This window comes from Thiocystis minor (assembly GCF_016653465.1).
In the GTDB taxonomy this organism is placed as follows: Bacteria; Pseudomonadota; Gammaproteobacteria; order Chromatiales; family Chromatiaceae; genus Chromatium; species Chromatium minus.
This window is the reverse complement of the sequence record NZ_NHSQ01000141.1, coordinates 1-10,659: the sequence shown is the minus strand read 5'-3', so window position 1 is coordinate 10,659 and position 10,659 is coordinate 1. Positions and strand designations below refer to the sequence as shown.

Annotated in this window: 11 protein-coding genes and 1 pseudogene; 4 read left to right on the top strand and 8 right to left on the bottom strand. The window is 60.1% G+C overall.

All coding sequences use genetic code 11. From position 1 onward, the window contains the following. Window positions 1-562 precede the first annotated feature (562 nt). A complete protein-coding gene (gene tatC / locus CCR95_RS19105; RefSeq protein WP_201097441.1) occupies window positions 563-1,753 on the top strand; it encodes a twin-arginine translocase subunit TatC in 1,191 nt (396 codons plus the stop codon). 114 nt (window positions 1,754-1,867) lie between these two features. On the opposite strand, the pseudogene tnpA reads toward tatC, so the two are convergent. Then, a pseudogene (gene tnpA, locus CCR95_RS19100) lies at window positions 1,868-2,132 on the bottom strand (IS200/IS605 family transposase); the annotation flags it as partial. 188 nt (window positions 2,133-2,320) lie between these two features. Here tnpA and CCR95_RS19095 point away from each other — a divergent pair. Together CCR95_RS19095 and CCR95_RS19090 are read left to right on the top strand one after the other, a co-directional pair. After that, a complete protein-coding gene (locus CCR95_RS19095; protein ID WP_201097439.1) occupies window positions 2,321-3,298 on the top strand; it encodes a LysR family transcriptional regulator in 978 nt (325 codons plus the stop codon). A 192-nt stretch (window positions 3,299-3,490) separates the two neighbouring features. Then, window positions 3,491-3,862 carry a helix-turn-helix domain-containing protein gene (locus tag CCR95_RS19090; RefSeq protein WP_201097437.1) on the top strand — a complete coding sequence of 124 codons (372 nt, stop codon included), beginning with the start codon at window positions 3,491-3,493 and terminating at the stop codon, window positions 3,860-3,862. A gap of 201 nt (window positions 3,863-4,063) precedes the next feature. On the opposite strand, the gene CCR95_RS19085 is transcribed toward CCR95_RS19090, so the two are convergent. The 6 genes from CCR95_RS19085 to CCR95_RS19060 form a co-directional block, all read right to left on the bottom strand. Then, the gene (locus tag CCR95_RS19085) at window positions 4,064-4,492 is read right to left on the bottom strand and encodes a cache domain-containing protein (RefSeq protein WP_242523353.1); all 429 of its coding nucleotides are present in this window, start codon (window positions 4,490-4,492) and stop codon (window positions 4,064-4,066) included. A gap of 131 nt (window positions 4,493-4,623) precedes the next feature. After that, entirely contained in the window at window positions 4,624-5,670 is a 1,047-nt protein-coding gene (gene hypE, locus CCR95_RS19080) for a hydrogenase expression/formation protein HypE (RefSeq protein WP_201097435.1), read from the bottom strand. Continuing rightward, window positions 5,670-6,206 (bottom strand): coiled-coil domain-containing protein, encoded by a 537-nt coding sequence (locus CCR95_RS19075; RefSeq protein ID WP_201097433.1) that lies wholly within the window; start codon window positions 6,204-6,206, stop codon window positions 5,670-5,672. The genes hypE and CCR95_RS19075 overlap by 1 nt, the downstream gene beginning before the upstream one ends. A 126-nt stretch (window positions 6,207-6,332) precedes the next feature. Further along, on the bottom strand, window positions 6,333-7,472 hold the full coding sequence (gene hypD, locus CCR95_RS19070) for a hydrogenase formation protein HypD (protein WP_201097430.1): 1,140 nt from the start codon (window positions 7,470-7,472) through the stop codon (window positions 6,333-6,335). After that, window positions 7,469-7,747 (bottom strand): HypC/HybG/HupF family hydrogenase formation chaperone, encoded by a 279-nt coding sequence (locus CCR95_RS19065; RefSeq protein ID WP_201097429.1) that lies wholly within the window; start codon window positions 7,745-7,747, stop codon window positions 7,469-7,471. Before CCR95_RS19065 ends, hypD begins: the two co-directional genes overlap by 4 nt. Window positions 7,748-7,840: 93 nt before the next feature. Beyond that, window positions 7,841-9,031, bottom strand: coding sequence for a nickel-dependent hydrogenase large subunit (locus tag CCR95_RS19060; protein WP_201097427.1), 1,191 nt, complete (start codon window positions 9,029-9,031; stop codon window positions 7,841-7,843). 137 nt (window positions 9,032-9,168) lie between these two features. Here CCR95_RS19060 and CCR95_RS19055 point away from each other — a divergent pair, with 137 nt between their 5' ends. Next, window positions 9,169-9,771, top strand: a complete 603-nt coding sequence (locus CCR95_RS19055; RefSeq protein ID WP_201097426.1) for a class I SAM-dependent methyltransferase — start codon at window positions 9,169-9,171, stop codon at window positions 9,769-9,771. A gap of 88 nt (window positions 9,772-9,859) precedes the next feature. On the opposite strand, the gene CCR95_RS19050 is transcribed toward CCR95_RS19055, so the two are convergent. Further along, entirely contained in the window at window positions 9,860-10,429 is a 570-nt protein-coding gene (locus CCR95_RS19050) for a tetratricopeptide repeat protein (protein ID WP_201097424.1), read from the bottom strand. Window positions 10,430-10,659 lie beyond the last annotated feature (230 nt).

Genomic DNA, 10,659 nt, shown 5'->3' with positions numbered 1-10,659 from the left:
ATCAGCGGTTCGCCAATGTCTTCAGACCGCAAAAGACACCCGGAGCACCCACACAAAACATCTGAACAAATTGCTAAAGAACTGCTGGACAATGCCGAAACTCGTAAACTTCCGCACCGCCAAGACCGACCATTCTACGCTCCCTCGCTCGCTTGTCAACCCCCCCTCGTCGACCCAACTCCGTTCCGCACGTCAGCCCCTCCTGAGCAAGCCGATCACTCTACCGAACCAGAGAGGGAGGTGTCAACCTCGAACACAGGAAATCAGCAATTCCCGCTCGCCTCCGAGGCGAGCGGGAATTGCTGAGATTCCACGGGCAGCAATGCCAGGACCGACATGAATACGCTATGATCTGCGATTGCTACTGGGCGTAAAACCGAGACATTTTCCCGATCTGTAGAATGGCTTTATGGCCCGGAGCACCGCCCGAATGCATGACATGGCGGCACGGTGACACGAGAACTCGCGTGGATCTGGGACACTACCAAAAACTCCGCCGGTTTCGGCTCGCGGCCAGGCGATATCGCTACCATAATACTTAATCAATCTTTATGAGCCCCCGATGCCTTCCTCGATGCAACCCGACGACCCCGGCGCCGAACAGCCATTCATCTCACACCTGATCGAATTGCGCGATCGGCTGATCCGCATGCTGATTGCCATCGGGTTGATGATTCTGATTCTTTTCCCGTTTGCCAACGATATTTACACCTTTGTCGCAGGCCCCTTGATCGCTCAGTTGCCAGAAGGCAACAGCATGATCGCAACACAGGTCATCTCGCCCTTCCTAACGCCTTTTAAGCTGGCGCTGGTGACAGCCGTGTTCCTTGCGATGCCCTACTTGCTCTATCAGCTTTGGGCCTTCGTCGCGCCAGGCCTCTATCAGCATGAGCAGCGCCTCGCGATTCCTCTCATGGTCTCCAGCATTCTCCTGTTTTACATGGGCGTGGCCTTCGCCTTTTACGTGGTATTCCCATTGATCTTCGCCTTCATGGCCGGAACGACACCTGAAGGCGTGGCAATGATGACCGATATCGCCGCCTATCTAGACTTTGTTTTGGCACTGTTTTTTGCGTTCGGACTCGCCTTCGAGATCCCGATCGCCACCATCCTGCTGGTCGCGCTCGGCACGGTGACGCCCGATGATTTGGCTAACAAGCGTCCTTACGTGATTGTCGGCGCCTTCATCATTGGCATGCTTCTCACTCCCCCGGATGTGTTCTCCCAGACCATGCTAGCCATCCCTATGTGGCTGCTGTTTGAACTCGGCATACTCTCCTCGCGCCTTCTGCTACGTCGGCGTGAAGATGGACAAAAAGCCCCCCATCCAACGACATCGACAAATGGCAGCACCACATCCGCATCATGCGCGAGAGTACCGGGTTACGCAGACGCATCCGCGCGGACAACCACTAGCTCATCCAGAACCCGGGGCGAGTTCGACAGCGACCTAGCGGTTCGTGTCGACGACCCTGAGCGCTGGCGACCGTTAACGGATGAGGAGATGGAAGCGGAGCTGGATCTCGTGGATGCCGATCAAGCGCCCGAGTCGGAATCCCGAAAAGTCAAAACGCCTGATGTGGGAACCGGAGCGATCAATTCGGTCGAAGAAAAAATCCTGCGAGCAAATCGGTTACGCGAGTTGCACAACAATTTTGCTGCGCGCCAGATACTTTACGAGGTACTTGAAGAAGGCGACGCTGATCAGCGACGCGTCGCGCGCAATATTCTCCAGCAACTCGACCATGCTTAGCGCCAAGCACACTTGCTCATCGGCGAATACCGCGATCTAACCAAACGCCCGACACAAGACTCCACGCGCGTCATGAAGACGCGCCGAGACTGCGGTAGTCTTTATTTCTGTGTGATGGATCGCGCTTTTGCCCTTGATGTAGCCGATCACTTGGGACACGGCATACTTCGGCGGAATCGAAATGCGCATGCGCACATGATCCGACATCAGATGTCCCTCTTCGATTCGGCTTTCCTTATTGCTTAGCTAACGGGTGAAAGACATCCCCGAGGTGCGACCGCCGTTGCCCGTAGAGCACGCAGCGGCGATATTTCTTTATGAAAACAACAAGATATTTGCACTCCCATTTGGAGTGACTTAGGCTCTCAAACTCGTCCATCGGGACTCTCCACAAGCGTGTGTTTGGCGGCTCACGCGGCGGAGTGTCCCCGATGGACTCCCGGAAATGTCAAACGGCTACTGTCCCCCCAGCAAAGCTGGGAGATTACCGTTTTATTTATTGCTTTTATCAATGGCTTTAGTCGGTTAACATAAATATTTCTGGTAGCACGAAGTACAGGAATGGCCATGGGCTCAGGATCCCAGATTCACTATAAACAGAATCGTTTGAAGCAGCTTCGAGCTTTCTGTCACGCCGCGCGCACCGGCAGCGTCAGCGCCGCTGCCGAGAAAATCTTCCTGAGTCAGCCGACTGTCTCTCTCCAGATCCAGGCGCTCGAACGGGAATTCGGCACGGTTTTATTCGAGCGACGCGGCCCCAAGATCAAATTGACGCCTGAAGGCGATCTCTTGTTCCAGATGGCGGAGCCCCTGGTCGAAGGCATGGATAAACTGCATGATGCATTTGCCACTCAATGTGGCCGAGTGGACAAAGGGGTGTTGAATGTCGCCGCTGGAGAATCGACGATTCTTTATATCTTGCCAGAGCCAGTGCGCGCCTTTGTCGACCAATTTCCGGGGATCGAACTCAAGCTCCACAATGTCACGGGGCGCGATGGCTTAGCGATGCTGCGCGCCGATGAAGCTGATCTTGCCGTGGGCTCGATGCTGGAAATACCCGATGACATCACTTACCGCCCCTTCGTGACCTATCAGCCAACCTTGATCACTCCTCTGGATCACCCGCTCGCGAACAACACTTCTGTGACGCTGGAAGAGATCGCGCCTTATGGACTGATTTTACCGCCACGACACCTGAGCACTTGGCGACTCGTGGATCTCGTCTTCAAGCAGCATAACCTAGGGTATCGAGTTACCATGGAAGCGGGTGGCTGGGAAGTGATCAAAAAATACGTCGAGCTTGGCCTTGGCATCTCGATCGTCACCGACGTCTGCTTGACCGGCGCGGAAAATCTGGGGGTCATCCCAATTGGACAGTATTTCCCCAGGCGCAGTTACGGAATCGTGCAGCGCAGGGGAAAGTTTCTATCGCCCCAAACCAAGTGTTTCATGAAGACACTGGATCGGATCTTCGCCGATCAAGTCGTGGAGCCACAACCCCAGACCGTCGGCGACGCACAATGGGAAGATGCCTTCCTGGGCTGAACAGTCCAGGAAGCATCGCGAACGCCAACCTCCGGGGACGCTGGCAGTCTGCCCGCGCCGGATGGCGAACCGATGGTTGAGTTCCCGCATAGAGGACGTGTGTTTAGCCCGCTGATCGGGCGAACTTGGCCGTCGTCACTCTATCGTACTCTGTACGACTAACGTAACGGGTTTGTTTAAACTTTTATCGCTATGGATCTGACTAAACGAATTGGCCAACGCCTGCGCGCGGCCCGGCATGAGCAAAAGCTCAGCCTTGCCGACCTCTCAAGCCGCACGAACGCACTCTCCAAGTCTCGCATCAGCAATTACGAGCAGGGAATTCGCCGGATGGGGCTTGAAGAGGCACATGAGTTAGCGGTTGCACTCGGGACGGTGACACCGACCTATCTGCTGTGTCTCGACGACAAGGATCCCTTGTCGCCGCAAGAACGGCAGTTAATAGAGTATTTCCGCCAAACGGATGAACGCGGCAGGGACACGATCCTGAAAATCGCCGTGGGAGAGTTGGATTTCAGGTCGGCCAATGTCGCCGATGACGCGGAAAACCCACGACAGGATTAGCGGCCGCCAGGATCGCGAGCACCTCTTGACGCGCGCGACAGCGGAACGTGATGGACTTCCGGGATGCTGACGCATCTCGCTGTCGCGAAATCTCGCACGCCAATCGACATGTTCTGCGGTCGAGATGCGGGGGAAGGGGTTCAATGGTCGGCAGGAAACACCATTTGCAACGGTGTTTCCTGAAGACCGTCAAACACGCAGTTATTTATATGCCCCAACGCCGCAGAAAAATCCCTCCTTGTTGGTCATGACATAACTGGTCTTCTCGCGGATCTCATCGCTGCCTGGATAGGGCCAGTGATAATCGACCCAGCCTTCCCCGGACGACTTGGCGACGGCGATCATATTCTTGAAGAGTTCATCCCCATACTTATTGAAATCCAGCAGGTTCTTGCCAACCAGTTCGGGCTTCATCGCGTGCGAAAGCATGACGCCCTCAAGATCCATGCAAAAGACGTAGAGATCTTTCTCTTTAAAGCCGCCATCATCGGCGGCAAACATCGCGAACGCCTTGTCCCCGCCCATCTCATTGACGGCGGCCTGCGCCTTCTGCGACATCGCCTTAGCCTCATCGGGGCTGGCCATATCGCCGGCGATCGCGAGATTCATGGTCGCGCCGAGCAGCGCCATGGAAGCGGTGACGAAAAGTGATTGACGCATCATCTGATCCTCTCTCTAGTTATGGATTTTTTATAAGGCATATGAAGATAGTACAAAACATGGACAGGGATCCAGTCCGAATGCATCGAGCCTCCCTCGAATCAACAGATCCGCGGCAATTGCTCGCCGGCCAGCCAATCGACGATCCGGCTCCCGCCAAAGCCGGTCTCCATCTGCACGAAGTGCAGTGCGTCCTCGACGACCTCGCCGATGATCGCCGAAGCGGTTCCCTTGGGATGCGCGCGCATGCTCGCCAGCAGGGCCTCGGCGCGTTCGGCGGGACAGATCGCGACCAGTTTGCCCTCGTTGGCCACATAGAGCGGGTCGAGCCCGAGCAGTTCGCAGGCGGCGGCCACCTCGGGGCGCACCGGGATCGCCTGCTCGCGGATCTGCATCCCAACGCTCGACTGATGGGCCAGTTCGTTCAAGGTCGTCGCCAAGCCCCCGCGGGTCGGATCGCGCAGACAGTGGATCTCCGGGACGACGTCGATCATGGCCGCCACCAGATCGTGCAGCGCGGCGCTGTCGGATTGGATCTCGGTCCCGAAGCTCAGATTTTCGCGTTTGGAGAGAATGGTGACACCGTGATCGCCCATGCTACCGCTGACCAGGATGGCATCGCCGGGCCGCGCCCGATCGCCGGAGATCATGATGCCGTCCGGCACCACCCCGATACCCGTGGTGGTGATAAAGACGCCGTCGCCCTTACCGCGCTCGACCACCTTGGTATCGCCGGTCACGATCGGCACGCCAGCCGCATTGGCTGCATGGGCCATGCTCTCGACGATACGCACGAGCTCGCACAGCGGAAAGCCTTCCTCCAAAATGAAACCGGCGGCCAGATAGAGCGGCCGCGCGCCGGCCATGGCGACATCGTTGACGGTGCCATGAACGGCGAGTGAGCCGATATCGCCGCCGGGGAAAAACAGCGGCGAGATGACGTGTCCATCGGTACTCATGACCAAACGTCCGGCTGGCGGCATGAACAGGGCTTGATCGTTGCCCTGGGCCAGCAGTTCGTTATCCAGAGCTTTCTGGAACACCTCGGCGATGAGTTGCGCCATGGCGCGCCCACCGGAACCATGGCTCATGTCCACGGCGCCGTTTTTCAGGTCCAGTCGAACGGGGAAGCGTCGGTCGGTCGTCATCACAGCAGTTTCACCAGCGCGGCGGTCGCGGCAATTTGTGCCAGAATCAAGGGAACGATCCATTTCAGCAGATCTGTCTTGACACGCTCGATGTCGGTTTTGAGTTCGCCGCGAAGCTGTTCGATGTCGGTTTTGATCTCGCCACGCAGCTGCTCGATGTCTTTTTTCAGACGCAGTTCGGTTTCGCGCAGATCCGCGCGAACCAGCTCGATGTCGGTTTTCAGTTCCGCGCGAACCTGCTCGATGTTGGCTTTCAGATCCGCCCGCACCTGCTCGATCTCCTTCCTGAGGCGCAATTCGGTTTCGCGCAATTCGGCGCGCACCTGTTCGATGTCGGCTTTCAGATCCGCGCGCACCAGCTCAATCTCTTTTTGCAGACGCAATTCGGATTCGCGCACATGCCCCTGGGTCGCCAGGTCCGGCAGATGCGGATAGCGTTCTTCAAGTCGCTCGAATGCCTCCGCGATAACCTTGGCGCGGGTCTTATCGTCCGGCGCGCTGGCAAGCGCTTCATAGAGTGCGATGACTGAGCTCATGGATCTGTTCCGCTGATCGAATACCAGGCTATCAATCTGCCAGCGCGCGAGGCTTGATGCAAGTCAGGACGGCGGCCGTCCGCCCAACCTCCGAGCTTTATCGAGGCTCGCGGAAGCGCGCTCGGATTAGGCCATTGCCGTCCGCGACGCCGGCGTTTCCCTGAACCGCCCATAGCTCCAGTAAGCTGCGCAGGCACCTTCGGACGAGACCATGCAGGAACCCATGGGATTGTCCGGAATGCAGACCGTGCCGAAGAGCTTGCAGTCGGTGGGCTGCTTGACGCCGCGCAGGATGGCGGGACATTCGCAGCCCTTGACCTCGCGGGATTCGCCGAGCGTGACCGGAAAGCGCCGCTCCGCGTCCAGATCGGCATAGTCGTCGGCCAGTTCCAGCGCGCTGTGTGGCAGAAAGCCGAGACCGCGCCATTCAAAGCGCTCGCGCGTCTTGAAGACCTCCGCCATCAGCGCCTGGGCCTTCCGGTTGCCTTCCTCGGTGACGGCACGGGTGTATTGGTTTTCCACCTCGCAACGGCCGCTGTTAAGCTGACGCACCAGCATCAAGGCCGACTGCATGACATCCAGCGGCTCGAAGCCGGCGATGGCCACCGGCAGACCGTATTCGCGAGGCACGAATGCATAGGGTCGGCTGCCGATCAGGGTACTGACATGGGACGGACCCAGGATACCATCGAGTTGCACCCCGTCCGGGCCGGCCGTGGCCAGGATGGTCCGTAGCGCCGAAGGGGTGAGGACGTGATTGCAGAAGACCGAGAAATTCTGGAGCCCTTCGGCCCGCGCGACCTTGATGGCGACGGCGGTCGGCGGCGTGGTGGTCTCGAAGCCGATGGCGAAAAAAACCACCTGGCGCGAGGGGTTCTCGCGCGCGATGCGCAGGACATCCTGGGTGGAATACACCATGCGGATGTCCGCGCCCTCTGCCTTGGTCTTGAGCAGACTCCGGCGCTCGCTGGCCGGGACGCGCATCAGATCGCCATAGGTGCAGAGGATCACGCCATGCTGGACCGCCAGCGCGATGGCATGGTCGATGCGACTCATGGGCAGCACGCAGACCGGACAGCCAGGGCCATGAATAAAGCGCAGATTGGGCGGCATCAGGTGCTGGACGCCATAGCGGAAGATGGCGTGTGTATGACCGCCGCAGAACTCCATCAGCCGATAGTCGCGGGACGGATCGACCTCGGCGGCGATGGCTGACGCCAGTCGGCGCGCCAATTCAGGGTCGCGAAATTCGTCGATGTATTTCATGCCTGATGCCCCGTGAGAGGGTCGCTCGCCAGGGTTGCGGTGTCCTGCATCTCATCGAACAGGCCGATCTCCTCGATCAGCCGCAACGTGTATTCCGCCTCCTCCTCGCTGAGCTTATTCAGGGCATACCCCACATGCACCAGCACGTAATCGCCGACGGCCGCATCGTTGACCAAGGCCAGCGAAATTTCCTTGGTGACGGCGCCGATGGCGACCAGCGCGTTCTCCCCTGCCGCGTCGATCTGAGTAATTCTGGCTGGAATGGCTAGGCACATGGGACAAACCTCGGAATGGATTGAGCGGTGGAGTGTTAAAGAGTTGTGGGCGATCCGCGCGAAACCCGACCCCGAGGGCGCCCTTCTTCCACGTTAGACACGGGTTTCGGAAAGCGTCAGATCGAACGCGACGCAGGGATCGGTGGCCATGATCAGGAGTTCGGCCCGCCGTCTCAAGACATCATCCGCGGCATCAGGCAAGGCCGCGAGACTGCGCGCCAGGATGCCCCGCGGATGAAAATTCCATTCCGTCGGCGCCAGGATGCGGTACGTCGTCACCCGCTCCCGTTCCACCCGCGCCAAATGCACCAGGAGTCCGCGGGCAGCATCGGCACGGCCGATTCCGATCCCCGCCATCATCGGGACGGGCGGGATGAGCGGGTCAGGCATCTCCTCTGCCCGTTCACGGCGGACCTCCGCGAGCAGCAGCGCGACTTCCAGAAGTTGCGCCGCCAGACGCGACAAAAGCCCGCGACCGTGGCGGTCGATCAGATCCCGAATCAGCCCGCAACCGGCGCGACGGGTAAAGGGGCTGGTTTCCCTGGCGACGCCGCGCCAGGTGGGACGGGCGAGAAAATCCACACCCTCGGGAGCGTCGATCAGGGCGATCAGATCCGCGTCTCGGAGATCTGGCAACCCGGTCACGTCCGCCTGACCGAGCGCCGCCTCGTCGGCGTCGATCAGCCCGCGCATCAAGCGGGCGGCGGGCGTGTCGACAGTCTCGATCCAGCGGTCGAAACCCCCGCCATCGCGCACCTCGTCCAGCCATCGGGCGGGGTGCGCGCCGAACACCTGCCGCGCGAGGATGTCGTCGAGGTCGGCCAGCACGCGCGCATCGCCGCGCCGATCCAGAACGACAGAGCTGGCGCCGGGGCGAAACAGATCGCCCTCTGGATCGGACAGCCGGAACAGATCCTTGACCAGGGAGAGAATCTTCGCCATGGTCACGCGATCCGGTGTCTCGCCCAGCAGACGCGGCCAATCGAGAAGGATGCGCCACAGATGCTCGCGGATGGTCTCGACCGACACCATTCGCCGGCGGCGCGCAACGACCGCCGGCGCGGGGAGCCGGCCGCTGGCACCCTCCAGCGACGCGACACAGGCAAACGCCTGGGCCTTGGCGCAAATGGAATACAGCAGGGGCAGGAGGGCGGCGGTCGCCGCGGGCGCACGACCGGCGAACAGATCCGCCGCCGTGACCGGTCGGGTCGAGGCGATCCGACAGGTCAGACCCCGCGAGGTCCGTTCCAACTGAATGTTGAGCGTGCCGGCCGGATCGGACATGCTGTACGCGAGGATTCTCTTCGGTGAGCAACGAACCGCCAGTGTAACCGATCGATCTCGCCTCAAACCCCAGACTTCGTCGGCTCATACGACGGTCCCAACCTAACCTCAAGACGTCTCGCAAGTACCCCGCAACCATGCTCACATCCGAACAACTCGCCGGCCTGCGCCGGGACATTGAATTCAGCGCCGAACTTGGCGGACGCACCCTGACGCTTCAGAGTACCTGGGGGCTGTTTTCGCCCCGCGAACTCGATGAAGGGACGCGGCTGCTGCTGAGTCATCTGCGCGTCGAACCCGGCGACGACTGCCTGGATCTCGGCTGCGGCTATGGTCCGATCGGTCTGGCCCTGGCCACCCTGGCGCCCCAGGGACGCACCCTGATGGTCGACAAAGATTTCGTCGCGGTCGATTACGCCCAGCGCAACGTCCGACTCAACGGGATCGACAATGCCGAGGCCCAACTCAGCAACGGCTTCGACCGGATCGAGCCGGGGCGGGAATTCGATCTGATCGCTAGCAACGTCCCCGCCAAGGTCGGCAAGGAACTGCTGGCGATCCTGCTCCATGACGCTCATGCCCGATTGCGGCCCGGCGGTCGACTCTATCTCGTCACCATCAACGGCCTGCGCCAGTACATGAAACGCAACCTGACCGAGGTCTTCGGCAATTACGACAAGCTCAAACAGGGGGCGCATTACACGGTCGCGCTCGCGCAGCGAGCGACAGACCGCGCCTGACCGATCGGCGGCTCGCCCGACAGCAAGCCCGCGCGCCGAAATCAGGCGAGACCGAACCGACGCCAGTCATGCCGGATACGGTTCGGCATCACTGCTGCGCGGCCAGGATGCCCAGGAGTCGCACGGCTTCCTTCCCGATTTCGCTGTTGGGATCGAGGTCGCGTGCACGCTCCAGCGCCTCTTGTGCCTCGGCCCGGTTGCCGGTTTGCAGATTGACGAACCCGAACGTCAGCCAGGGCCGCTGTAGTGTGGGATCCTTCGCCACCGCCGCCTTCAAACTCGCGATTGCGCCCGCTTGATCGCCGGTGTATAGGAGAGCCAGCCCGAGATCGTTGTGCGCCTCCGCGTCCTCCGGACTCAATTCGAGGATCCGCCGATACACCCGCACGGCTTCCGCGTAACGCTGTTCGACGAAAAGCTGATCCGCGCGCTGATGCAGAAGCGCGGGGTTGGTCTCGGCGATCGACTCCGGAATGGCGCTGCCGCCGACTTGCGAGAGCGCGCCGGGGGTCGAATTAGGGCTGGACGGGCTCTGGACGGCGACCGGGCGTGTGGGGTGGCGTAAATAATAGTCGCGGGTCAGGGCAAAGACAGTAAAACCATAGAAGAACAGAAAGGCCGAGAACGCCAACCAGTGCAGTGGGGAGAGTTTTGGCATGGGAGGAACGAGAAACGTGAAAAGTCGCTCGATCCTAAAAACCTGACCGGTTACTGTCAAACATTAAACCGCATCTAACCCGGATATTTCATAGACCTGTGGGCAGGTCCAGAAACCGACGATCTTGGTGGGGTTCAAAGGCGATTCAGTCGCCAGGAGGGGGGCCGACGCGGGCGAAGCGGGCGGATTGAACCCTTGACGGTCGGAACAGGGCGGCCTGGGCGCCCTGG

Bases quoted from the DNA above. Each gene is read 5' to 3' on its own strand.
- hypE (WP_201097435.1), bottom strand. From the start codon at position 5,670: ATGACGACCGACCGACGCTTCCCCGTTCGACTGGACCTGAAAAACGGC.
- CCR95_RS19095 (WP_201097439.1), top strand. From the start codon at position 2,321: ATGGGCTCAGGATCCCAGATTCACTATAAACAGAATCGTTTGAAGCAG.
- CCR95_RS19085 (WP_242523353.1), bottom strand. From the start codon at position 4,492: ATGGCGCTGCTCGGCGCGACCATGAATCTCGCGATCGCCGGCGATATG.
- CCR95_RS19060 (WP_201097427.1), bottom strand. From the start codon at position 9,031: ATGTCCGATCCGGCCGGCACGCTCAACATTCAGTTGGAACGGACCTCG.
- CCR95_RS19055 (WP_201097426.1), top strand. From the start codon at position 9,169: ATGCTCACATCCGAACAACTCGCCGGCCTGCGCCGGGACATTGAATTC.
- tatC (WP_201097441.1), top strand. From the start codon at position 563: ATGCCTTCCTCGATGCAACCCGACGACCCCGGCGCCGAACAGCCATTC.
- hypD (WP_201097430.1), bottom strand. From the start codon at position 7,472: ATGAAATACATCGACGAATTTCGCGACCCTGAATTGGCGCGCCGACTG.
- CCR95_RS19075 (WP_201097433.1), bottom strand. From the start codon at position 6,206: ATGAGCTCAGTCATCGCACTCTATGAAGCGCTTGCCAGCGCGCCGGAC.
- CCR95_RS19065 (WP_201097429.1), bottom strand. From the start codon at position 7,747: ATGTGCCTAGCCATTCCAGCCAGAATTACTCAGATCGACGCGGCAGGG.
- CCR95_RS19050 (WP_201097424.1), bottom strand. From the start codon at position 10,429: ATGCCAAAACTCTCCCCACTGCACTGGTTGGCGTTCTCGGCCTTTCTG.
- CCR95_RS19090 (WP_201097437.1), top strand. From the start codon at position 3,491: ATGGATCTGACTAAACGAATTGGCCAACGCCTGCGCGCGGCCCGGCAT.